The 22,920-nt window shown below is 51.4% G+C and carries 20 protein-coding genes and 1 pseudogene; 10 read left to right on the top strand and 11 right to left on the bottom strand.

Features of this window, described 5'->3' with window-relative positions:
* Positions 1–136: 136 nt before the first annotated feature.
* Positions 137–580 carry an acetyltransferase gene (locus HEM79_RS17920; RefSeq protein ID WP_176241304.1) on the bottom strand — a complete coding sequence of 148 codons (444 nt, stop codon included), beginning with the start codon at positions 578–580 and terminating at the stop codon, positions 137–139.
* 156 nt (positions 581–736) lie between these two features.
* Between HEM79_RS17920 and metA the strand changes: the two genes are divergently transcribed.
* From metA to aceK, 4 genes are all read left to right on the top strand, one after another.
* Entirely contained in the window at positions 737–1,666 is a 930-nt protein-coding gene (gene metA / locus HEM79_RS17915) for a homoserine O-acetyltransferase MetA (RefSeq protein ID WP_176241305.1), read from the top strand.
* A gap of 268 nt (positions 1,667–1,934) precedes the next feature.
* Positions 1,935–3,536: a malate synthase A gene (gene aceB, locus HEM79_RS17910; protein ID WP_176241306.1), complete on the top strand. Its 1,602-nt coding sequence runs from the start codon at positions 1,935–1,937 to the stop codon at positions 3,534–3,536.
* 29 nt (positions 3,537–3,565) lie between these two features.
* Positions 3,566–4,870 (top strand): isocitrate lyase, encoded by a 1,305-nt coding sequence (gene aceA, locus HEM79_RS17905; protein ID WP_000857847.1) that lies wholly within the window; start codon positions 3,566–3,568, stop codon positions 4,868–4,870.
* A gap of 48 nt (positions 4,871–4,918) precedes the next feature.
* The gene (gene aceK / locus HEM79_RS17900; RefSeq protein ID WP_176241307.1) at positions 4,919–6,643 is read left to right on the top strand and encodes a bifunctional isocitrate dehydrogenase kinase/phosphatase; all 1,725 of its coding nucleotides are present in this window, start codon (positions 4,919–4,921) and stop codon (positions 6,641–6,643) included.
* A 15-nt stretch (positions 6,644–6,658) separates the two neighbouring features.
* On the opposite strand, the gene iclR is transcribed toward aceK, so the two are convergent.
* On the bottom strand, positions 6,659–7,483 hold the full coding sequence (gene iclR, locus HEM79_RS17895; RefSeq protein WP_000226403.1) for a glyoxylate bypass operon transcriptional repressor IclR: 825 nt from the start codon (positions 7,481–7,483) through the stop codon (positions 6,659–6,661).
* Positions 7,484–7,682: 199 nt separating this feature from the next.
* On the opposite strand from iclR, the gene metH reads away from it, so the two are divergent.
* Both metH and HEM79_RS17885 read left to right on the top strand, forming a co-directional pair.
* The gene (metH, locus tag HEM79_RS17890) at positions 7,683–11,366 is read left to right on the top strand and encodes a methionine synthase (RefSeq protein ID WP_176241308.1); all 3,684 of its coding nucleotides are present in this window, start codon (positions 7,683–7,685) and stop codon (positions 11,364–11,366) included.
* Between the two features lie 170 nt (positions 11,367–11,536).
* Entirely contained in the window at positions 11,537–13,168 is a 1,632-nt protein-coding gene (locus HEM79_RS17885) for a Na/Pi cotransporter family protein (RefSeq protein ID WP_000956836.1), read from the top strand.
* A 90-nt stretch (positions 13,169–13,258) separates the two neighbouring features.
* On the opposite strand, the gene pepE is transcribed toward HEM79_RS17885, so the two are convergent.
* Positions 13,259–13,948 (bottom strand): dipeptidase PepE, encoded by a 690-nt coding sequence (gene pepE / locus HEM79_RS17880; protein ID WP_000421752.1) that lies wholly within the window; start codon positions 13,946–13,948, stop codon positions 13,259–13,261.
* A 186-nt stretch (positions 13,949–14,134) separates the two neighbouring features.
* On the opposite strand from pepE, the gene HEM79_RS17875 reads away from it, so the two are divergent.
* Both HEM79_RS17875 and rluF read left to right on the top strand, forming a co-directional pair.
* Entirely contained in the window at positions 14,135–14,428 is a 294-nt protein-coding gene (locus tag HEM79_RS17875) for a type II toxin-antitoxin system CcdA family antitoxin (protein WP_176241309.1), read from the top strand.
* A 375-nt stretch (positions 14,429–14,803) separates the two neighbouring features.
* Positions 14,804–15,676, top strand: coding sequence for a 23S rRNA pseudouridine(2604) synthase RluF (gene rluF / locus HEM79_RS17870; protein WP_000936363.1), 873 nt, complete (start codon positions 14,804–14,806; stop codon positions 15,674–15,676).
* Here the strand turns inward: rluF and HEM79_RS17865 are convergent, their stop codons facing one another.
* Positions 15,677–15,949, bottom strand: coding sequence for a DUF3811 domain-containing protein (locus tag HEM79_RS17865; RefSeq protein WP_176241310.1), 273 nt, complete (start codon positions 15,947–15,949; stop codon positions 15,677–15,679).
* A 402-nt stretch (positions 15,950–16,351) separates the two neighbouring features.
* On the opposite strand from HEM79_RS17865, the pseudogene HEM79_RS17860 reads away from it, so the two are divergent.
* Positions 16,352–16,594, top strand: a pseudogene (locus tag HEM79_RS17860) (slipin family protein); the annotation flags it as partial.
* A gap of 5 nt (positions 16,595–16,599) precedes the next feature.
* Entirely contained in the window at positions 16,600–17,391 is a 792-nt protein-coding gene (locus HEM79_RS17855; RefSeq protein WP_176241311.1) for a nucleotidyltransferase domain-containing protein, read from the top strand.
* Positions 17,392–17,404: 13 nt separating this feature from the next.
* Here HEM79_RS17855 and HEM79_RS17850 read toward each other — a convergent pair whose 3' ends face one another.
* The 7 genes from HEM79_RS17850 to HEM79_RS17820 all read right to left on the bottom strand — a co-directional run bounded on the left by HEM79_RS17850 (position 17,405) and on the right by HEM79_RS17820 (position 22,913).
* A complete protein-coding gene (locus tag HEM79_RS17850) occupies positions 17,405–17,860 on the bottom strand; it encodes a hypothetical protein (RefSeq protein WP_176241312.1) in 456 nt (151 codons plus the stop codon).
* Positions 17,857–18,462 (bottom strand): DUF4376 domain-containing protein, encoded by a 606-nt coding sequence (locus HEM79_RS17845; protein WP_176241313.1) that lies wholly within the window; start codon positions 18,460–18,462, stop codon positions 17,857–17,859. Before HEM79_RS17845 ends, HEM79_RS17850 begins: the two co-directional genes overlap by 4 nt.
* Positions 18,463–18,466: 4 nt before the next feature.
* Positions 18,467–20,020, bottom strand: coding sequence for a phage tail-collar fiber domain-containing protein (locus tag HEM79_RS17840; protein WP_176241314.1), 1,554 nt, complete (start codon positions 20,018–20,020; stop codon positions 18,467–18,469).
* Positions 20,021–20,022: 2 nt separating this feature from the next.
* On the bottom strand, positions 20,023–20,655 hold the full coding sequence (locus HEM79_RS17835) for a phage tail protein I (RefSeq protein WP_176241315.1): 633 nt from the start codon (positions 20,653–20,655) through the stop codon (positions 20,023–20,025).
* Positions 20,648–21,763 carry a baseplate assembly protein gene (locus HEM79_RS17830; RefSeq protein ID WP_176241316.1) on the bottom strand — a complete coding sequence of 372 codons (1,116 nt, stop codon included), beginning with the start codon at positions 21,761–21,763 and terminating at the stop codon, positions 20,648–20,650. Before HEM79_RS17830 ends, HEM79_RS17835 begins: the two co-directional genes overlap by 8 nt.
* Positions 21,754–22,113 (bottom strand): GPW/gp25 family protein, encoded by a 360-nt coding sequence (locus HEM79_RS17825; protein WP_001093498.1) that lies wholly within the window; start codon positions 22,111–22,113, stop codon positions 21,754–21,756. The genes HEM79_RS17830 and HEM79_RS17825 overlap by 10 nt, the downstream gene beginning before the upstream one ends.
* A gap of 98 nt (positions 22,114–22,211) precedes the next feature.
* The gene (locus HEM79_RS17820) at positions 22,212–22,913 is read right to left on the bottom strand and encodes a phage baseplate assembly protein V (protein ID WP_016159857.1); all 702 of its coding nucleotides are present in this window, start codon (positions 22,911–22,913) and stop codon (positions 22,212–22,214) included.
* Positions 22,914–22,920 lie beyond the last annotated feature (7 nt).

The following is a 22,920-nucleotide window of genomic DNA, read 5'->3' as shown; positions in this document are numbered from 1 at the left end:
AACTGCCAGGCATCAGATAAAGCGAAAGGCCATCCGGAAGGATGGCCTTTTTGCGCTGGTGAAGAAAGAATGCCGGATGCGACGCTGGCGCGTCTTATCCGTCCTACGCAGGGTTACGGTAGGGGGCAACAGCGCATTATTCCCCCACATACGCCAGATTCAGCAACGGATACGGTTTCCCCAAATCGTCCACCTCAGAGCGTCCTGTAATCTTAAACCCCATTTTCTTATAGAACCCAACCGCCTGCGTATTTTGCTCATTAACGTTGGTTGTCAGTTCCGGTGCCATTGAGAGCGCATGTTTCACCAGCATTCGACCCACGCCGCAGCCGCGCACATCAGGATTGATAAACAGCGCATCCATATGCTGCCCGCTTAGCAACATAAACCCAACCGGCTGATCCCGCTCATTAACCGCGACCCACAATGGCGCTTCCGGCAGAAACGAACGTACCAGCTCTTCCAGTTCAGCCCGATACTCTGCTGATAAAAAATCATGGGTGGCATCAACAGAACGACACCAAATCGCAACCAACTCTTCCCCTTCCTCATGCCGTGAGCGGCGAATACTAATAACCATTTTCTCTCCTTTTATTGGTGCTTATATCCTAACGCAATCTTTTCCTTGAAACTTTCTCACCTTCGACATGCAGGCTCGACATTGGCAAATTTTCTGGTTATCTTCAGCTATCTGGATGTCTAAACGTATAAGCGTATGTAAAGAGGTAATCAGGTTATGCCGATTCGTGTGCCGGACGAGCTGCCCGCCGTCAATTTCTTGCGTGAAGAAAACGTCTTTGTGATGACAACTTCTCGCGCGTCTGGTCAGGAAATTCGTCCGCTTAAGGTTCTGATCCTTAACCTGATGCCGAAGAAGATCGAAACTGAAAATCAGTTTCTGCGCCTGCTTTCAAACTCACCTTTGCAGGTCGATATTCAGCTGTTGCGCATCGATTCCCGCGAATCGCGCAACACGCCCGCAGAGCATCTGAACAACTTCTACTGCAACTTTGAAGACATTCAGGAGCAGAACTTCGATGGTCTGATTGTAACTGGTGCGCCACTGGGTCTGGTGGAGTTTAATGACGTCGCTTACTGGCCGCAGATCAAACAGGTGCTGGAGTGGTCGAAAGATCACGTCACCTCAACGCTGTTTGTCTGTTGGGCGGTTCAGGCCGCACTCAATATTCTTTACGGCATTCCTAAGCAAACTCGCACGGACAAACTCTCTGGCGTTTACGAGCATCACATTCTCCATCCTCATGCGCTTCTGACGCGTGGCTTTGATGATTCATTCCTGGCACCGCATTCGCGCTATGCTGACTTTCCGGCAGCGTTGATTCGTGATTACACAGATCTGGAAATTCTGGCAGAGACAGAAGAAGGGGACGCATATCTGTTTGCCAGCAAAGATAAGCGTATTGCCTTTGTAACGGGGCATCCGGAATACGATGCGCAAACGCTGGCGCAGGAATATTTCCGTGATGTTGAAGCCGGGCTAAACACGGATGTACCGTATAACTATTTCCCGCATAACGACCCGCAAAACAAACCGCGAGCGAGCTGGCGCAGCCACGGCAATTTGCTGTTTACCAACTGGCTCAACTATTACGTCTACCAGATCACGCCATACGATCTACGCCATATGAATCCAACGCTGGATTAATCTTCTGCGGCAAAGGATCGTTAAGCGTTTCAGCACCTTGAATCAGGCACCTTCGGGTGCCTTTTTTATTTCCGAAACACACCACAATAGGTGAATGAATTTTATTCTTATTGTTATCAGTAAGTTAAATTCAATTTAAATTAAAAATGGAAATTGTTTTTGATTTTGCATTTTAAATGAGTAGTCTTAGTTGTGCTGAACGAAAAGCGCACAACGATCCTTCGTTCACAGTGGGGAAGTTTTCGGATCCATGACGAGGAGCAGCACGATGACTGAACAGGCAACAACAACCGATGAACTGGTTTTCACAAGGCCGTATGGCGAGCAGGAGAAGCAAATTCTTACTGCCGAAGCGGTAGAATTTCTGACTGAACTGGTGACGCATTTTACGCCACAACGCAATAAACTTCTGGCAGCGCGCATTCAGCAACAGCAGGATATTGATAACGGAACGTTGCCTGATTTTATTTCGGAAACAGCTTCCATTCGTGATGGTAATTGGAAAATTCGCGGGATTCCTGCGGACTTAGAAGATCGCCGGGTAGAGATTACCGGGCCGGTTGAGCGCAAGATGGTGATCAACGCGCTCAACGCCAATGTGAAAGTCTTTATGGCTGACTTTGAGGATTCACTGGCTCCGGACTGGAACAAAGTGATCGACGGGCAAATTAACCTGCGTGATGCAGTTAACGGCACCATCAGCTATACCAATGAAGCAGGCAAAATTTATCAGCTCAAGCCCAATCCAGCGGTTTTGATTTGTCGGGTACGCGGTCTGCACTTGCCGGAAAAACATGTCACCTGGCGTGGTGAAGCCATCCCAGGCAGCCTGTTTGATTTTGCACTCTACTTTTTCCACAACTACCAGGCTCTATTGGCAAAAGGCAGCGGCCCTTATTTCTATTTGCCGAAAACCCAGTCCTGGCAGGAAGCGGCCTGGTGGAGCGAAGTTTTCAGCTATGCAGAAGATCGCTTTAATCTGCCGCGCGGCACTATCAAGGCAACGTTGCTGATTGAAACGCTGCCCGCCGTGTTCCAGATGGATGAAATCCTTCACGCGCTGCGTGACCATATTGTTGGTCTGAACTGCGGTCGCTGGGATTATATCTTCAGCTATATCAAAACGTTGAAAAATTACCCCGACCGTGTCCTGCCAGACCGCCAGGCTGTGACGATGGATAAACCGTTCCTTAATGCCTACTCACGCCTGTTAATCAAAACCTGCCATAAACGCGGCGCATTTGCGATGGGCGGCATGGCGGCGTTTATTCCGAGCAAAGATGAAGAGCGCAATAACCAGGTGCTCAATAAAGTAAAAGCGGATAAATCGCTGGAAGCCAATAACGGTCACGATGGCACATGGATCGCTCACCCAGGCCTTGCGGATACGGCAATGGCGGTATTCAACGACATTCTCGGCTCCCGTAAAAATCAGCTTGACGTGATGCGCGAACAAGACGCGCCGATTACTGCCGAACAACTGCTGGCACCTTGTGACGGTGAACGCACCGAAGAAGGTATGCGCGCCAACATTCGCGTGGCTGTGCAGTACATCGAAGCGTGGATCTCTGGCAACGGCTGTGTGCCGATTTATGGCCTGATGGAAGATGCGGCGACGGCTGAAATTTCCCGTACCTCAATCTGGCAGTGGATCCATCATCAAAAAACGTTGAGCAATGGCAAACCGGTGACCAATGCCTTGTTCCGCCAGATGCTGGGCGAAGAGATGAAAGTCATTGCCAGCGAACTGGGCGAAGAACGTTTCTCCCAGGGGCGTTTTGACGACGCCGCACGCCTGATGGAACAGATCACCACATCCGATGAACTAATTGATTTCCTGACCCTGCCAGGCTACCGCCTGTTAGCGTAAACCACCACATAACTATGGAGCATCTGCACATGAAAACCCGTACACAACAAATTGAAGAATTACAGAAAGAGTGGACTCAACCGCGTTGGGAAGGCATTACTCGCCCGTACAGCGCGGAAGATGTGGTGAAATTACGCGGTTCGGTCAATCCGGAATGTACACTGGCGCAGCTGGGCGCGGCGAAAATGTGGCGACTGCTGCACGGTGAGTCGAAAAAAGGCTACATCAACAGCCTCGGTGCACTGACTGGCGGTCAGGCGCTGCAACAGGCGAAAGCGGGTATCGAAGCGGTCTACCTGTCGGGCTGGCAGGTAGCGGCAGACGCTAACCTCGCGGCCAGCATGTATCCGGATCAGTCTCTCTACCCGGCAAACTCGGTGCCTGCGGTGGTGGAACGGATCAACAACACCTTCCGTCGTGCCGATCAGATCCAGTGGTCTGCAGGCATTGAACCGGGCGATCCGCGCTATGTTGATTACTTCCTGCCGATCGTTGCCGATGCGGAAGCCGGTTTTGGCGGTGTCCTGAATGCCTTTGAACTGATGAAAGCGATGATTGAAGCCGGTGCAGCGGCAGTTCACTTCGAAGATCAGCTCGCGTCCGTTAAGAAATGTGGTCACATGGGTGGCAAAGTGCTGGTGCCAACTCAGGAAGCGATCCAGAAACTGGTCGCTGCGCGTCTGGCGGCTGACGTGACGGGCGTTCCAACCCTGCTGGTTGCACGTACCGATGCTGATGCAGCAGACCTGATCACCTCTGATTGCGATCCGTATGACAGCGAATTCATCACTGGCGAGCGTACTAATGAAGGCTTCTTCCGTACTCACGCAGGCATTGAACAAGCGATCAGCCGTGGCCTGGCTTATGCGCCGTATGCCGACCTGGTTTGGTGTGAAACTTCTACACCGGATCTGGAACTGGCACGTCGCTTTGCGGAAGCTATCCACGCGAAATACCCGGGTAAACTGCTGGCCTATAACTGCTCGCCGTCGTTCAACTGGCAGAAAAACCTTGACGATAAAACTATCGCCAGCTTCCAGCAGCAGCTGTCGGATATGGGCTACAAGTTCCAGTTCATCACCCTGGCAGGGATCCACAGCATGTGGTTTAACATGTTCGACCTGGCAAACGCCTATGCACAGGGCGAGGGTATGAAGCATTATGTTGAGAAAGTGCAACAGCCAGAATTTGCTGCTGCGAAAGATGGCTATACCTTCGTTTCTCACCAGCAAGAAGTGGGCACAGGCTACTTCGATAAAGTGACGACCATTATTCAGGGCGGCACGTCGTCAGTTACCGCGCTGACCGGCTCCACCGAAGAATCGCAGTTCTAATAACCAACGCCCCTTTCCGTAAGGCGAGGGGCGAATTAAGGAGAGGCGATGCCGCGTGGCCTGGAATTACTGATTGCACAAACCATTTTGCAAGGTTTCGACGCCCAGTATGGTCGATTCCTCGAAGTGACTTCCGGGGCGCAGCAGCGTTTTGAACAAGCCGACTGGCACGCTGTCCAGCAGGCGATGAAAGACCGTATCCATCTTTACGATCATCACGTGGGTCTGGTAGTGGAGCAACTGCGCTGTATCACTAACGGCCAAAGCACGGACGCGGCATTTTTACTGCGTGTCAAAGAGCATTACACCCGGCTGTTGCCGGATTACCCGCGCTTCGAGATTGCGGAGAGTTTTTTCAACTCCGTATACTGTCGGTTATTTGACCACCGCTCGCTTACTCCCGAGCGGCTTTTTATCTTTAGCTCCCAGCCGGAGCGCCGCTTTCGTACTATTCCACGCCCGCTGGCAAAAGATTTTTATCCCGATCATGGCTGGGAATCTCTGCTGATGCGCGTTCTCAGCGACCTGCCGCTGCGTCTGCGCTGGCAGAATAAAAGTTGCGATATCAACTACATCATTCGCCATCTGACGGAGACGCTGGGGACAGACAACCTCGCCGAAAGTCATTTACAGGTGGCGAACGAATTGTTTTACCGCAATAAAGCCGCCTGGCTGGTGGGCAAACTGATCACGCCTTCTGGCACGTTGCCCTTTTTGCTGCCGATCCATCAGACGGACAATGGCGAGTTATTTATTGATACCTGTCTGACAACGACCGCCGAAGCGAGCATCGTCTTTGGCTTTGCGCGATCCTATTTTATGGTTTACGCTCCGCTGCCTGCCGCGCTGGTCGAGTGGTTACGGGAAATTCTGCCGGGCAAAACCACCGCAGAACTGTATATGGCTATCGGCTGCCAGAAACACGCTAAAACCGAAAGTTACCGCGAATATCTCGTTTATCTACAGGGCTGTAATGAACAGTTTATTGAAGCTCCGGGCATTCGTGGAATGGTGATGCTGGTGTTCACGCTGCCGGGTTTTGATCGGGTATTCAAAGTGATCAAAGACAAGTTCGCACCGCAGAAAGAGATGTCAGCGGCCCACGTCCGCGCTTGCTATCAGCTGGTTAAGGAGCACGATCGCGTAGGGCGAATGGCAGATACCCAGGAGTTTGAAAACTTTGTACTGGAGAAGCGGCATATTTCCCCGGCATTAATGGAATTACTGCTCCAGGAAGCGCCGGAAAAAATTACCGATCTCGGCGAACAGATTGTGATTCGCCATCTCTATATCGAACGGCGAATGGTGCCGCTCAATATCTGGCTTGAGCAAGTTGAAGGGCAGCAACTGCGCGACGCTATTGAAGAGTATGGCAACGCCATTCGCCAGCTTGCCGCTGCCAATATCTTCCCTGGGGATATGTTATTTAAAAACTTTGGCGTCACCCGTCACGGGCGCGTGGTGTTTTATGATTACGATGAAATTTGCTACATGACGGAAGTGAATTTCCGCGACATACCGCCACCGCGCTACCCGGAAGACGAGCTCGCCAGCGAACCCTGGTACAGCGTCTCGCCCGGCGATGTTTTCCCGGAAGAGTTCCGTCACTGGCTATGCGCTGACCCGCGCATTGGCCCGCTGTTTGAAGAAATGCACGCTGACCTGTTCCGCGCCGACTACTGGCGCGCGCTACAAAACCGTATCCGTGAAGGGCATGTGGAAGATGTCTATGCGTATCGGCGCAGGCAGCGGTTTAGCGTGCGGTTTGTATAAATCGGAGGCGAAAAGTTACCGCATTCCACCATACGCCAGCGTGACTTCTTTCGCCGCTTTAATCACCATCGCGCCAAACTCGGTTACGCGGTCATCGGTAATACGTGAAATCGGCCCGGAAATCGAAATTGCGGCAAACGGTTCGCGATGCTCATCGAAAATACACGCCGCGAGACAACGCAGTCCCAGGGCATGTTCTTCATCATCAAATGAATAACCCCGTTTGCGCGTTTGGGCGAGATCTTCTTTTAAATGCACAGGAGACACCAGCGTCGCGTGGGTATAGGCATGTAAGCCTTTACGATGCAGTAACTTCGTCACCTGCTCTTCACTTAACTGGGCTAAAAAGGCTTTACCCGCACCGGAAGCATGCATCGGTAATTTACCGCCGATAGGCGCGGACATACGCATCAGATGCGTACACTGTACCTGGTCGATAATAATCGCTTCGTGATCGCTTTGATCCAACACCGCCATATTCACGGTTTCGCCAGACTCTTCCATCAGGTTGCGCAGAATAGGATGGACAATGGCTAACAGATTACGACTCTGAAGAAAGCTGCTACCGACCATAAAAGCATGCGCGCCGATCGCCCAGTGTCCAAGTTCGCCAACCTGACGCACAAAGCCCTGCTGTTGCATCGTGGTTAGCAGTCGGTGGGTTGTGGAATTGGGCAATCCGGCCTGCTGTGCCAGTTCCGTGAGTGCCACGCTGCCATTGGATTCGGCAATCCACTCCAGTAATTTCAGGCCACGCGTTAAAGACTGAACCTGCCCGGTCGCAGGTGCGGTGGCAACGGCGGGTTTTCTGCCGCGTTTTGCGGGAATGGGTGCGACCATGACAGCCTCCTTTTTCTGTATCGTGGAAATCATTTTCATTTTTATTGTTAACTAATGCAATAGCTGCTGCACTGATCCGATGAGTTAATGTTGAACAAATCTCATGTTGCGTAGTGGTCGCTTTTACCACAGATGCGTTTATGCCAGTATGGTTTGTTGAATTTTTATTAAATCTGGGTTGAGCGTGTCGGGAGCAAGTGTGAGCAGCAAAGTGGAACAACTGCGTGCGCAGTTAAATGAACGTATTCTGGTGCTGGACGGCGGAATGGGCACCATGATCCAGAGTTATCGACTGAACGAAGCCGATTTTCGTGGTGAACGCTTTGCCGACTGGCCGTGCGATCTCAAAGGCAACAACGACCTGCTGGTGCTCAGTAAACCTGAAGTGATTGCCGCTATCCACAACGCTTACTTTGAAGCGGGCGCGGATATCATCGAAACCAACACCTTCAACTCCACGACCATTGCGATGGCGGATTACCAGATGGAATCCCTGTCAGCGGAAATCAACTTTGCGGCGGCGAAACTGGCGCGTGCCTGTGCCGACGAGTGGAGCGCCCGCACGCCAGAAAAACCGCGCTACGTTGCTGGTGTTCTCGGCCCAACCAACCGCACGGCATCTATTTCTCCGGACGTAAACGACCCGGCATTCCGTAACATTACCTTTGATCAGCTGGTGGCAGCCTATCGCGAATCCACTAAAGCACTGGTGGAAGGCGGTGTAGACCTGATTCTGATTGAAACCGTCTTCGACACCCTCAACGCTAAAGCGGCGGTCTTTGCGGTGAAAACGGAGTTTGAAGCCCTGGGCGTTGAACTGCCGATTATGATCTCCGGCACCATCACCGACGCCTCCGGCCGCACGCTCTCCGGGCAAACTACCGAAGCGTTTTACAACTCTCTGCGCCATGCCGAAGCCCTGACTTTCGGCCTCAACTGTGCGCTGGGGCCAGATGAACTGCGCCAGTATGTGCAGGAGCTGTCGCGAATAGCAGAATGCTACGTCACCGCTCACCCGAATGCCGGACTGCCTAACGCCTTTGGTGAATACGATCTCGACGCCGACACGATGGCAAAACAGATTCGCGAATGGGCGGAAGCGGGCTTCCTGAATATCGTCGGCGGTTGCTGCGGCACCACGCCACAACATATTGCGGCGATGAGCCGTGCAGTAGAAGGATTAGCGCCGCGCAAACTGCCTGAGATCCCCATAGCCTGCCGTTTATCCGGCCTGGAGCCGCTGAATATTGGCGACGATAGCCTGTTTGTGAACGTCGGCGAGCGGACTAACGTCACCGGTTCCGCTAAGTTCAAACGCCTGATCAAAGAAGAGAAATACAGCGAGGCGCTGGATGTGGCGCGTCAGCAGGTGGAAAACGGCGCGCAGATTATCGATATCAACATGGATGAAGGAATGCTCGACGCCGAAGCGGCGATGGTGCGTTTCCTCAGCCTGATTGCGGGTGAACCGGATATTGCCCGCGTGCCGATTATGATTGACTCTTCAAAATGGGACGTCATTGAAAAAGGGCTGAAGTGTATTCAGGGCAAAGGCATTGTTAACTCTATCTCGATGAAAGAGGGTGTCGATGCCTTTATCCATCACGCAAAACTGTTGCGTCGTTACGGTGCGGCAGTGGTGGTTATGGCCTTTGACGAACAGGGCCAGGCCGATACCCGCGCACGGAAAATCGAGATTTGCCGTCGGGCGTACAAAATCCTCACCGAAGAGGTTGGCTTTCCGCCGGAAGATATCATTTTTGACCCGAACATCTTCGCGGTCGCAACTGGTATTGAAGAGCACAACAACTACGCGCAGGACTTTATTGGCGCGTGTGAAGACATCAAACGCGAACTGCCGCACGCGCTGATCTCCGGCGGTGTTTCCAACGTGTCCTTTTCGTTCCGTGGTAACGATCCGGTGCGCGAAGCCATTCACGCGGTGTTTCTCTACTACGCTATTCGCAACGGCATGGATATGGGGATTGTGAACGCCGGGCAACTGGCGATTTACGACGACCTGCCCGCTGAACTGCGCGACGCGGTGGAAGATGTGATCCTCAATCGTCGCGACGATGGCACCGAGCGTTTACTGGAGCTTGCCGAGAAATATCGCGGTAGTAAAACAGACGACACCGCTAACGCCCAGCAGGCAGAGTGGCGCTCGTGGGACGTGAAAAAACGCCTGGAGTACTCGCTGGTTAAAGGCATTACCGAGTTTATCGAACAAGACACCGAAGAAGCCCGCCTGCAGGCTACGCGCCCGATTGAAGTGATTGAAGGGCCGCTGATGGACGGCATGAACGTGGTCGGCGATCTGTTTGGCGAAGGGAAAATGTTCCTGCCGCAGGTAGTGAAATCGGCGCGCGTAATGAAGCAGGCGGTGGCGTATCTCGAACCGTTTATCGAAGCCAGCAAAGAGCAGGGCAAAACCAACGGCAAGATGGTGATCGCCACCGTGAAGGGCGATGTGCACGATATCGGTAAAAATATCGTTGGCGTGGTGCTGCAATGTAATAACTACGAAATTGTCGATCTCGGCGTTATGGTGCCTGCGGAAAAAATTCTCCGCACCGCCAAAGAAGTGAATGCCGATTTGATTGGCCTTTCGGGGCTGATCACGCCGTCGCTGGACGAAATGGTGAACGTGGCGAAAGAGATGGAGCGTCAGGGCTTCACCATTCCGCTACTGATTGGCGGCGCGACCACCTCAAAAGCGCACACGGCGGTGAAAATCGAGCAGAACTACAGTGGCCCGACGGTGTATGTACAAAACGCCTCGCGCACCGTTGGCGTCGTGGCGGCGCTGCTTTCCGACGCTCAGCGTGACGATTTTGTCGCTCGTACCCGCAAAGAGTACGAAACCGTGCGTATTCAGCACGGGCGCAAGAAACCGCGCACACCGCCGGTCACGCTGGAAGCGGCGCGTGATAACGATTTCGCTTTTGACTGGCAGGCTTACACGCCGCCGGTGGCGCACCGTCTCGGCGTGCAGGAAGTCGAAGCCAGCATCGAAACGCTGCGTAATTACATCGACTGGACGCCGTTCTTTATGACCTGGTCGCTGGCCGGGAAATATCCGCGCATTCTGGAAGATGAAGTGGTAGGCGTTGAGGCGAAACGCCTGTTTAAAGACGCTAATGACATGCTGGATAAATTAAGCGCCGAGAAAACGCTGAATCCACGCGGCGTGGTTGGTCTGTTCCCGGCAAACCGCGTGGGCGATGACATTGAAATCTACCGCGACGAAACACGCACCCATGTGATCAACGTCAGCCACCATCTACGCCAACAGACCGAAAAAACCGGCTTCGCGAACTACTGCCTTGCGGATTTCGTGGCACCAAAGATTTCGGGTAAAGCGGATTACATTGGCGCATTTGCCGTGACTGGCGGGCTGGAAGAGGACGCGCTGGCAGAAGCGTTCGAAGCGCAGCATGATGATTACAACAAAATCATGGTGAAAGCTCTTGCCGACCGACTGGCCGAAGCTTTTGCGGAGTATCTCCATGAGCGTGTGCGTAAAGTTTACTGGGGCTATGCGCCGAACGAGAATCTCAGCAATGAAGAGCTGATCCGCGAAAACTACCAGGGCATCCGCCCGGCACCAGGCTACCCTGCCTGCCCGGAACATACGGAAAAAGCCACCATCTGGGAGCTGCTGGAAGTGGAAAAACACACCGGCATGAAACTCACGGAATCTTTCGCGATGTGGCCTGGTGCTTCGGTTTCGGGTTGGTATTTCAGCCACCCGGATAGCAAGTATTACGCCGTGGCGCAAATTCAGCGCGACCAGGTCGAAGACTATGCCCGCCGTAAAGGAATGAGCGTTGCTGATGTTGAACGCTGGCTGGCGCCGAATCTGGGGTATGATGCGGACTGATTCACAAATCTGTCACTTTTCCTTACAACAAACAGGGCGCTCAATGAGTGCCCTGTCTCTTTATTAATATGAAACAATTATACTGGTCTTATATCAGACCGGAAAAGCGCAGCTCGCCCCCCTTCGGTATCTGTTTCAGGAGCATATAACGATAAGGAGAACCTGAACTCGTGTTAACACTGCTTCACCTGCTTTCTGCCGTCGCCCTGCTGGTCTGGGGGACGCATATTGTTCGTACCGGCGTAATGCGCGTCTTCGGTGCGCGCCTACGTACTGTTCTTAGCCGGAGCGTCGAAAAGAAGCCACTCGCCTTTTGCGCGGGAATAGGTGTTACCGCACTGGTACAGAGCAGTAATGCCACCACCATGCTGGTGACCTCGTTTGTCGCTCAGGATCTGGTTGCCCTCGCACCGGCTCTGGTGATTGTGCTGGGGGCAGATGTCGGGACGGCGCTAATGGCGCGTATTCTTACCTTCGATTTATCCTGGCTGTCACCGTTACTTATTTTTATCGGCGTGATTTTTTTCCTCGGACGCAAACAGTCGCGCGCCGGGCAACTGGGGCGCGTCGGTATCGGTCTTGGGCTGATTTTGCTGGCACTGGAGTTGATTGTGCAGGCCGTAACGCCGATCACCCAGGCTAACGGTGTTCAGGTGATCTTTGCCTCGCTGACGGGTGACATTCTGCTGGATGCGCTGATTGGCGCGATGTTCGCCATTATCAGCTACTCCAGCCTTGCTGCTGTGCTGCTGACCGCCACTCTGACCGCCGCAGGCATAATCTCCTTCCCGGTGGCGCTCTGTCTGGTGATTGGCGCTAACCTCGGCTCTGGCCTGCTGGCGATGCTTAACAACAGTGCCGCCAATGCCGCAGCACGTCGCGTGGCGCTGGGCAGCCTGTTGTTTAAGCTGGTGGGGAGCCTGATTATCCTGCCGTTTGTCCATGTTCTGGCTGAATCCATGGATAAACTGCCTTTGCCGAAAGCGGAACTGGTGATCTATTTCCACGTCTTCTACAACCTTGTGCGCTGTCTGGTAATGCTCCCATTTGTTGACCCGATGGCGCGGTTTTGCAAAACGATTATTCGCGATGAACCCGAACTGGATGCCCATCTGAAACCGAAACATCTGGACGTTAGCGCGCTGGATACGCCAACGCTTGCCCTGGCCAATGCGGCCCGCGAAACATTGCGCATCGGTGACGCAATGGAACAGATGATGGAAGGGCTGAATAAAGTGATGCACGGCGCGCCTCGTGAAGAGAAAGAGCTGCGCAAGCTGGCGGATGATATCAACGTGTTGTATACCGCGATTAAACTTTACCTTGCGCGGATGCCAAAAGAGGAGCTGGCAGAGGAAGAGTCTCGTCGCTGGGCGGAAATCATTGAAATGGCGCTCAATCTGGAACAGGCTTCTGATATTGTCGAGCGTATGGGTAGTGAAATTGCTGACAAATCGCTGGCAGCGCGGCGGGCATTTTCTATTGATGGGTTGAAGGAACTGGATGCGCTCTATGAGCAATTGCTCAGTAATTTAAAACTGGCGATGTCGGTTTTCTTCTCTGGCGATGTCACCAGCGCCCGTCGTTTGCGCCGCAGCAAGCATCGTTTTCGTATTCTTAATCGCCGTTATTCCCACGCTCACGTAGATCGCCTGCATCAGCAGAACGTGCAAAGCATTGAAACCAGTTCGCTACATTTAGGCTTGCTGGGAGATATGCAGCGTCTGAACTCGCTGTTTTGTTCAGTCGCTTACAGTGTGCTTGAACAACCAGATGAAGATGAGGGGCGGGACGAGTATTAATACAGGAACCCTGTAGGCCTGATAAGACGCGTCAAGCGTCGCATCAGGCATTGTGTACAAGATGCCGGATAATGTATCCGGCAATTTCATTTAAAAACGGTGCCCAGCTTCCAGCGGAACCGCTTCTTCACCAGCCTTAAACACATAGGTGGTATTCGGGCCGCCCAGCGTAGCGTGACCTTTACTCACCGTGATCCAGTTACCTTCCGGCAGACCAATAATCGTCAACTCTGGCGCGACCACCAGCAGTTCGCGAATACGCTGCTCGCGCGTTTCACCTTTATGGCCTTCCGGCAGCGCGTTGGTGAAGTGCGGGTTGATTTGCAGCGGGAACAGATCCAGCGCATCGAAACCTTGTGGATCGACAATTGGCATATCGTTGGTAGTACGGATAGTCGGACAGGCAAGGTTAGCGCCTGCACTCCAGCCAATGTACAGCGCGCCGCGTTTCACCACGTCAACAATTGGTGCCAGCAGACCGCGCACACGGCATTCCTTCAGTAACTGGAAAGTGTTGCCACCGCCGACAATCACGATTTCCGCATTTTCAATTGCGGCAACAGGATCGGCAACGCTATGAATACCAGTGACAGAAACACCCAGCGGAGCGAGAACCGCAGCCGTTTTGGCGGTGTAATCATCCCAGGTTTGCGTTACGCCAGCGAAAGGAATAAACACCGCTGAACGGCGCCCCTGCAACTGTTCAGCAATCAGCGGCAGCGCATGTTCCAGCCAGGCTTTTCCCGGCAGCGTCGAGTTACTCAATAAAAGCAGTTCCATTACTTCTCCGGTTAGTAAGAAATCACGGGAGGCATGCTACCACCGCGAATATCACCACTTACTGACATGGCTCACGATGTCGCGTATTGCTTCTGGAAAGCGCCTCGCAAGTTTGAATGATCAGGCGTGACAGGTATTCGTAGTAGATGTATTTTTCGACAAATTTCTAAGGGAACTGGAGGAAAAATGCTCGTTAATTACGCTACTTTTAGACAGAGTATGCGCATCATGATGGAGGGAATTATGCGCACAATATCGAAGGTGAAAAAACCTGTTAATGTCTCGCTGCCACCAGAGATTCTGGAAGAAGCTCGTAAACTCAAACTCAATCTCTCGGCGGTATTAACCGAAGCGTTACTGGAAAAAATCCTTCAGAATCAGAGAGAAACCTGGTTGCGAGAAAACAAAGAATCTGTCGACGCTGTTAATCAGTGGGTGGATGAGAACGGTTCATTTAGCGATTACCAAAGGTCATTCTAATGGATCAATATTGTGCTTATGAGAACCTGGGGAGTGGGCGGCACGTTTATCCTTATCTCATCAATCTCCAGCATCCTGTCGCCAATGTATTAAAGCATACCATTGTTGCTCCGGCGGTCAGGCTTGATCGCCGGTAAAAGTTTGTCCGGTGGTTTCAATTGCAGGCCTGGATCACATGGTAATGGCACACATGATGACAGGAATACCGCTAAAAGAGTTGGGAGAACGTTAGTCAACAGCGAATCGTACTGCGTGATGCTATCGATTTTCTATTAAACGGCTATTAATGCAGACGCGTAACTTATCGCATCCCGCATAAATCCTGTTTTTCGGGAGGAGGAGGTACGGTATATTCCGCGTTTTACAGGAGAATTTATGCTACCCGACTCATCAGTCCGTTTAAATAAATACATCAGCGAAAGCGGAATTTGCTCACGCCGCGAAGCGGATCGCTATATCGAGCAAGGCAATGTGTTCCTTAATGGCAAGCGTGCCACTATTGGCGATCAGGTGAAACCCGGCGACGTTGTGAAAGTAAACGGTCAGTTGATTGAGCCTCGGGAAGCCGAAGATTTAGTGCTTATCGCCCTGAATAAGCCAGTGGGCATTGTCAGTACCACCGAAGATGGTGAGCGTGACAACATTGTCGATTTCGTTAACCACAGTAAACGCGTATTCCCGATTGGTCGCCTGGATAAAGACTCCCAGGGGCTGATTTTCCTCACCAATCACGGCGATCTGGTGAATAAGATCCTCCGTGCGGGTAATGACCATGAGAAAGAGTATCTGGTGACGGTGGATAAACCGATTACCGATGAATTTATTCGTGGCATGGGCGCAGGTGTGCCGATCCTCGGGACGGTGACCAAAAAATGCAAAGTCAAAAAAGAAGCGCCATTTGTCTTTCGTATTACCCTGGTGCAGGGGCTGAACCGACAGATTCGTCGCATGTGCGAGCACTTTGGCTACGAAGTGAAGAAGCTGGAACGTACACGGATTATGAACGTCAGCTTAAGCGGCATTCCGCTGGGGGAGTGGCGCGATTTAACTGATGATGAGTTAATCGACCTCTTTAAACTCATTGAAAATTCCTCTTCCGAGGCAAAACCCAAAGCGAAGGCCAAACCGAAAACGGCGGGTATCAAGCGCCCGGTGGTGAAGATGGAAAAAACGGCGGAAAAAGGTAGTCGCCCGGCGTCAAATGGTAAACGTTTCACCTCGCCGGGGCGGAAGAAAAAAGGGCGCTAATCAGCGTTTGCCGCGCGTCGAGGTATTTGCCGACCAACTGAATGACGCTTCGGGGTCCGGTTTATAAGCCTGCTTTTTCTTCAACTGGCGGGCTTTTTTCGCTTCAGCCTCACGCTCAACCATCAGCTTATCAATGTACTCTTTTTTAATGTTGTTGGTTTCGGCATTGGTCAACACGCGACCATGCGCAATACGCGCCCGATCCAGTAGCGTCTTTAATTCGCGCTGTTCACGCTCGGTCATCTCTTTTTGTGTAATACGGGGGAGTGCCATGATGGTGCCCTCATTGAGCCAGAGGGTTCAGTGTACGGGAATTCATTTGCGAGCAGAACTGATAATATTCATTTTGCCGTCTCTTAAATATTTATCTCTCTCGATAATTAGTGATAAATGCAGATAAAAATTTAACGGAAATTATTATCCGGCAAGTTATCTAATTTAATTAAATCTTTATCATTCAATTAATTAAGTGTGAAATTTCACTTTTGGCACACTTTTAGCAATAACCCTTTCGCGTTGATACTGAATGATACAGGGGGTTTAACCCCGTAGGCACTCCAGATTTGGCGCTGATACGGATGAATACGCAGCAAGTCCAGGTACAAACGGATGTGATGAACACGGTATTGCAGCCACGGCGCAAAGGGGCTGTTAAAGGCCGAGATGCGATACTGACATATTCTTGCGCAACTGGTTGAAGCGGAGAAATCCGCGCAAGCAAATGTGATTCGTCGGCGTGAAGAAACCGCCGCCACGCGTTCGTTGCTGAACACCGCCAAAGTCATGGAAAACAACCCGGTGGCGCTGCGTTTAAAAGAGCTGGAAACGCTGGAGAGAGTGGCTGAGCGGATCGATAACATCTCTGTATTCGGTGGTCTTGACCAGGTGCTGCATGGGTTAGTTAATATCAAAGGATGAGCAAAATGTCCTTAAATGGAGTCAGTGCTGCGATGCGTGAACGGGTATCGCAGCAGTTAAAGGAAATTGAACGGCGGTATGGCGTTAAAGTGCTGTACGCCTGCGAATCAGGGAGTCGCGGCTGGGGATTTGCTTCGCCAGACAGCGATTATGATGTGCGTTTTTTGTATGTTCATCCGCTGGAATGGTATCTGCGGGTGGAGTCGCCACGTGATGTTATCGAACTGCCCATCGACGACGAGCTGGATGTTTCCGGCTGGGAGTGGCGTAAGGCGCTGGGATTATTGAAAGGCGCGAACCCGACGCTGATTGAATGGCTGGACTCACCGGTGGTCTATCAGCAAGACGAAGAAACTATAACGGCGCTAAAGGCAATGGTGCCAAAGTGGTTTTCTCCGCTACGTGCGCGCTGGCATTATTATTCGATGGCGCGGAAAAACTTTCGCGATTATTTGCAGGGCGACGAAGTTCGGCTGAAAAAATACTTTTATGTACTGCGCCCATTGCTGGCCGTGCGCTGGGTCGAGGCGGGTAAAGGTGTACCGCCAATGCGCTTTGCCAAGTTACTGGCGGGAAGCGAACTTGATGCGCCGTTACGCGCAGAAATAGACGAATTGCTGGAACGTAAACAGCGCGCGGGAGAAGCGGAATATGGTCCGCGCCGTCCATTGCTACATGCGTTTATTCGTGCGGAACTGGCGCGTGGGGAAATTCCACCGATTTTACCGGACAGCAGAGAGGGAGATGTTCGGGAGCTAGATAATTTGCTGTATCAAACAGTATTGCGCCGGGCATAAAGCCCGGCGTGATTTATTGCTGGTATTGCCAACTGCTGACTAAAGCGTACAAGTGGTTTGGAGAATAGCGCCAGCTTTCCTTCAGTTGCAGGAATTCAGCACAAAATTCACTGCAAAACAGGCGATCGCACTGTTCTTTATTGCCGGTGATAATTCCTAAGGCTCCGCGCCAGTCATAGCGTTTGCCATCATGTTTACGGAAAAAAGTTTCCACATCCTGAAGGCTGGCCTGGAGTGGCAATAGATCCCACTTATCCGCAGGTAACGGCATTATCTTTCCGCGTACACCGCGATCGCGCAGTGATGCAGAGTAACAAAGGTAACTCTTTTCACCATGCTTAACGGCTAATTCACAGTGGGAATAACTACCGCGTGTGATTTTACGGGTAAGCCAGTCAGCCAGTCGGGCAATACCACAGTGCTCTGTTCGGCCCTTATAACAAGCGAGCCAGACAGTGGTTTTACTCATGGTTGCCAGCCTGTGGAGTAATCGTAGTCGAGCACCGCCTGAATATCGTCCAGTGCTTCCACCGCCGCGATATGGCGCTGAGCGTTGGCGAACAGGCGCATATCGTGATCTATTGTTACCGATTCAAATTGTGCGGCGATTTCGTTGGTTAACTCAATCAGACCGTTATTTTTAGTTTTCCACATTAAACCTGGAGGGATTTTTTTCTCCGCTCCCATTTTAGTGAGTGAAAGCTGTTGGATACGGCTATTTGTATCACTGTGGAAGAGATGGTTGTTGATGATGATGTAATCTACCGTTATTTCATCACGTCGATTTTTTATTTCCTGTGTAACCTGTGCCTTGGTATTCTCAAGTGCAATGGTAAATAATGTTTTGTCATATACCCATTTATCATTCTCTAAGATGTAAAAATCACCCGGCGGTGGTGTGGTGATAATTTTGAATGGGTCAAGACATATCCAGCAGATATTATCCTTTAATTTCCATTGTTCATCATTTACTGGTATTACCGAGTTCGGTAACACAACATTTAATAAAGAATTATCTATCCAGTCAATAACTTCAAAAGTTACTGGATGGTAATACGCATATCGTGCCATATTTTCACCATGATATTTTTACAAAGCCATCTGAGCCGCGTCCGCCGGAAAAAGATGCTGATGTTTGATTATTTGCTGCACTACCACCAGCACCACCGGCACCATAACCAACGGCATTACCTCCGTTAGAAAGGGCTAAACCAATCCCCCCTAGGCCATATAGTGAATTCATTCCATTCCCACCAGGAGCAGAGTGTTGGTCAACCATGGTATTCCCACTACCGTTTCCACCTGTTCCCCCGTAAGCTACGCTGTCAGCAAATGATGAGTTCCCGCCTTGCATGCCATCTGAGCCATGAACATTCCAAAGAATACCTCCAGTTGATCCCATCTTTGATTCTAATTTTCCCCCTTGACCACCTACACCTCCCGCTCCGACAGTGACAGCGTAATTTGTTCCTGGAATGACTGTGACTATTGATAATTTTGTTTCTCCGCATTGACCGCCAAAACCCTGCGTACTATATGGAAAACCAGAGTTGCCTTTTGCGTATCCACCGCCACCGCCACCGCCACCGCCACCGAGCATTTCTATAAAAAGTAAGGACACCCCATCAGGAACAGTAAACGTTCCATTGGTGGTAAAGAACTGGATGTGAGAATTCGTTGACCTACTATATGCAGCACCAGCCTTATCATACGCCGCCTTCACCGCACTCGGCGTAGCCGCCTCCGTCGTACTGTTGCTATCCGTCGCATTATTAAGCTTCACAATCCCTTTTTGCGACAGGGTGCCGTCTGGAACACCCGTAATCTGTCCCCATGGGTGAGTATGGTTTCCCGCAGCCTTACTATTCGCCAGGTCATACGCCGCCTTCACCGCGCTCGGTGTTGCCGCCTCTGTCGTGCTGGTGCTATCAATCGCGTTACTAAGCTTCACAATCCCTTTTTGAGTCAGTGTACCATCTGGTATATCAGTAATCTGACTCCAGGTATGACGATGATTTCGTGCCTCAATCATCGCCGCTTTCACCGCTTTTGGCGTAGCCGCTTTGGTTTCGTCATCACTGTCAGTGGCGTTACTTAACTGCGTAAAGCCTTTTTGCGATAACGTAGCATCAGGGTGATTAGTCGAACGTTCATGTTCATCCAGTTGCGAATCAACATAATCCCGTGTTGCCAGCACAATACTGGGGTCAACGGTGAGTGTTACCGCTGTCGTATTGGAAACTTCCATAATGAGACGAATGCAAACTTGCTTACCGCTGCCGCCGGGTAATAGCGGTTTATACGACTCCGGGAATTTACCGATAGCAATGAGTTCACCGTCAGTATCAAAAACGCCGACTTCACGTACATACCAGCCGCCGATATTTTCGGGCAGTACAAGTTCCGCAATTAACCAGTTAGGATTATTGGGCGCAACTGTTAATGTATTTAAATCACCACGCCATACTTCATGACGTAATTTAGTTTGGCGGACGGTGGGTTCATAATATTGCCCTCCGCTGTCGCCAACAGCCATTTTTTGTAGATGAAGCTGTTTTTTATCCGCCAGAGCATTGGCAATTTTTGCCATCCCTCTGTCGGTGAGTAGAGTATAAAACTCATTATCCATAATTACTCCGGGTAAATAGATGTAATTTCAAGGCTCCATTGCCCTGTTCTGTAATAGATTGATGTGTTTTGCTGTACTTCCCGTATCTGGAAAGGTAAAACCGTCGTCAGTTCACCACCATAAAGTGCACAGCCAATAACAGGAATAGCACTTTGGTTAATGATCCAGACAATTAATGCTTCCAGTTTTGAACGTGTGTTTTTATATTCATGAATGAGTTCTACCAGATTATTGAAAAGGTTTTCATCCATGCCTTTATCCACCAGCTCTATATCAACCTTAAAAAAATAAGCCTTCCCCCCATATTCAAACCATTCTGAAATAGTTCCTGGTAGCGAAAGTATTTCCAGCACCCGCCGTACCGCCCAAATCGTTCCTTTATATTTATGCAGCTCAATGGCTTGCTTAATTAACTCGCGCTTCTCTCGTTCATCAGTGGTAAATAACCAACCTTCCAGCCCCTGAATGTGAAATTGTTCTGCAAGGGCAGGTAATGCCGAAGCATCAACCAGGTCTACCAGATAAACCATCAACGCTGTCAGATCGAGTTGGGCAAAACGCTCGGCAGCGATATTTGCCAGAGTTGAAAAACGCTCATCGCTGGCAAGCGGCGGTGGCGGCAGCAATTTATCCATCGCTGACTCCGGCAATCGTGACGTCTATCGCGGTGCATTCCGCCCACTCATGCGCCTGCAAAATACGTTTTGTAGGTATATTCAGCGCAACGTCATAGACACCATCGACTTGTAACACTTTGATTATCTGGTTTGGCACAATGTCCTGTCCCAGATGTTTCTGCCGCTGTTGCGTCCAGAGGCTAATCGCTTTACGCGCCGCAGCCAGCGTTGTCTCCTGATCGGCAGTGGTAAACAGTGTGAGCTGCGCACGGATTTCATACGGCACCCTAACGGCGCATTTCGCACTTACTTTGTCGGTCAGCGGACGTTTTTTCTCCTTGCTAACCTCCAGTTCAATTTGCGCGAGCAGTTCCACGCCCGGCAGACCATTCAGCGTTAGCGGGTAGATCTCCACGCAGCCTTCTGGCAATCCTTCGTCCGGCCCCAGTACCGCGACGTCAATAATCGACTGGCTTACGGAAAGCGTATGAAAGCGGTAGGCACCATAGCTGCCCGCATTGCTGAAACTTTCCGGCGCCAGTTGGATCCGCTGGCGTAGTGCGTCATCGCTCTCTTCACCGCAGCCGCCGGTTGAGGCCGTCAGGTTGGTCACGCTGATATCGTAATAACCAATCCTGTCAACAAGGGCGCTAATCTGTGCAGGCTGCCAGCCATTGCCCGCTTCGCCTGTTGCCAGACTGGTGGCGGGAACGGCGATATGCAAACTTCCCGCCGGAATCAGAACATCTTCATCGGTAGCAAACATCACGCTGTCAGAGGCGCTGGCACGTGTTCCTTGTGGAATTAGAATGTTATTTCGATTCTTACTGGCTACCGAAAACTGCAACGTGGTTTTTGCCGGTTGTGCAGGTAAGCGGTGAACGCCCACCAGCTCACCTAAATAATCCAGCATTGGCGCGCGGGAATACGCGACCAGGTTCTGTTTCGCCGCTTCCTGAATGGCGATGCGTACAAGGTTTTCACGATAGGCAAAAAGGTCAATCAGCAACCGCTCGGCCTGTGCCGGGTAGAGCTTTTTGCCGCTGGCATCTTCGTACTGCGCAATCATCTCGCTGGTAATTTGCGCAGGATCGCGGTCAATAAAATCGGGTTCGGCTATCGCCATAACACCTCCGTTGAGTTGATTACGCCGTCAGCGGCGCGCCATTGCACACGTAACGTCAGATGTTCCCCGTCGATTACCGGTGTCACCTTCAGCAACCGGCAGCGCGGTTCCCACTGGCGGATGGCCTCTACCGACTCCCTTACCACATGCGGGATCGCCCGCTCGATGGGATAATCGATGTAGTGCCACAAGTTGCTGCCAAACAGCGGTCTGTGGGGATCACTGCCGCGCGGTGTGCGCAGAATGATGTGTATTGCCTGGTGAATATCATCCAGTCCGCAGACGTATTCTTCAGGCCGCTGCAAGGCGGGTTGCCAGTGCAGCGTAGAGGGGCGTGTTTTCGTGTTCATGAGGGTATTTTCGCCCTGAACAGGCGGCGGGGATATTAAAGCGATTTAGAAAACTGATTGATTAGAAAGAGAAAACCCGCCATCAGGCGGGTTAAACGTCAGTGTGAATGGTGGTTGGAGTTGCCACCGCTGTCCTGCAATGTGCCGCTGGCCTGAACGTTACCAATCACGTTGACATTGCCAGTTATCGTGGCGGCGTTGCCGATGCCTCCACTTCCTGCCATGCCACCAAGCCAGGTCAGTTTTTTCATCACCGTGACGTTGCCGGTAAAGGTGCTCATGGGCGCATCTACCGTCACTGCTGCCGCTTTAACATCGACCTTACTGGCTTCAATGCTGACATCGGTGGCTTTCACATCAACAGTGTCGGAAGTCACGGTGACGTGTTGGGCTTTAACCTCAACGTTGGGCGATGTCAGGCTGGTACGGTCAATAACCTCAATCACGATTTTTTCGATGCCACCATTAATCGTAAGCTGGTGGGTGCTGCGGTCATATTCAAACGCTGCGCCATCAGAAAACTGGACATAGCGTTTGTCGCGCGATGCTACTGGCGCAGTGTCTACCGTTGAATATACTGCGCCCAGCACCACGCCATCTTCACCGTTATCATCCAGCAGAACTTCCACCTGTTCGCCCATATCCGGTAGCCAGTAGTCTTTATTGTCCTGAGAATTGCGCTGCAGCACCGCAAGCCAGTTACTCTTCAGATTGTCACACTCTGGTAGCGTGACCCGCACCCGAACGCTGGTTTCGTCAATATCGCTGATAATCCCCGTTTGCCGGGTTACTCCTTTCATATTGCCT

This window comes from Escherichia sp. 93.0816 (assembly GCF_013368855.2).
Taxonomy (GTDB): Bacteria; Pseudomonadota; Gammaproteobacteria; order Enterobacterales; family Enterobacteriaceae; genus Escherichia; species Escherichia ruysiae.
The sequence above is the reverse complement of the archived record's forward strand: the minus strand, read 5'-3'. Positions and strand labels throughout refer to the sequence as shown.

Coding starts and splice junctions, on each gene's coding strand:
- HEM79_RS17920 (WP_176241304.1), bottom strand. CDS start 580: ATGGTTATTAGTATTCGCCGCTCACGGCATGAGGAAGGGGAAGAGTTG.
- metA (WP_176241305.1), top strand. CDS start 737: ATGCCGATTCGTGTGCCGGACGAGCTGCCCGCCGTCAATTTCTTGCGT.
- aceB (WP_176241306.1), top strand. CDS start 1,935: ATGACTGAACAGGCAACAACAACCGATGAACTGGTTTTCACAAGGCCG.
- aceA (WP_000857847.1), top strand. CDS start 3,566: ATGAAAACCCGTACACAACAAATTGAAGAATTACAGAAAGAGTGGACT.
- aceK (WP_176241307.1), top strand. CDS start 4,919: ATGCCGCGTGGCCTGGAATTACTGATTGCACAAACCATTTTGCAAGGT.
- iclR (WP_000226403.1), bottom strand. CDS start 7,483: ATGGTCGCACCCATTCCCGCAAAACGCGGCAGAAAACCCGCCGTTGCC.
- pepE (WP_000421752.1), bottom strand. CDS start 13,948: ATGGAACTGCTTTTATTGAGTAACTCGACGCTGCCGGGAAAAGCCTGG.
- HEM79_RS17875 (WP_176241309.1), top strand. CDS start 14,135: ATGCTCGTTAATTACGCTACTTTTAGACAGAGTATGCGCATCATGATG.
- rluF (WP_000936363.1), top strand. CDS start 14,804: ATGCTACCCGACTCATCAGTCCGTTTAAATAAATACATCAGCGAAAGC.
- HEM79_RS17865 (WP_176241310.1), bottom strand. CDS start 15,949: ATGGCACTCCCCCGTATTACACAAAAAGAGATGACCGAGCGTGAACAG.
- HEM79_RS17855 (WP_176241311.1), top strand. CDS start 16,600: ATGTCCTTAAATGGAGTCAGTGCTGCGATGCGTGAACGGGTATCGCAG.
- HEM79_RS17850 (WP_176241312.1), bottom strand. CDS start 17,860: ATGAGTAAAACCACTGTCTGGCTCGCTTGTTATAAGGGCCGAACAGAG.
- HEM79_RS17845 (WP_176241313.1), bottom strand. CDS start 18,462: ATGGCACGATATGCGTATTACCATCCAGTAACTTTTGAAGTTATTGAC.
- HEM79_RS17840 (WP_176241314.1), bottom strand. CDS start 20,020: ATGGATAATGAGTTTTATACTCTACTCACCGACAGAGGGATGGCAAAA.
- HEM79_RS17835 (WP_176241315.1), bottom strand. CDS start 20,655: ATGGATAAATTGCTGCCGCCACCGCCGCTTGCCAGCGATGAGCGTTTT.
- HEM79_RS17830 (WP_176241316.1), bottom strand. CDS start 21,763: ATGGCGATAGCCGAACCCGATTTTATTGACCGCGATCCTGCGCAAATT.
- HEM79_RS17825 (WP_001093498.1), bottom strand. CDS start 22,113: ATGAACACGAAAACACGCCCCTCTACGCTGCACTGGCAACCCGCCTTG.
- HEM79_RS17820 (WP_016159857.1), bottom strand. CDS start 22,913: ATGAAAGGAGTAACCCGGCAAACGGGGATTATCAGCGATATTGACGAA.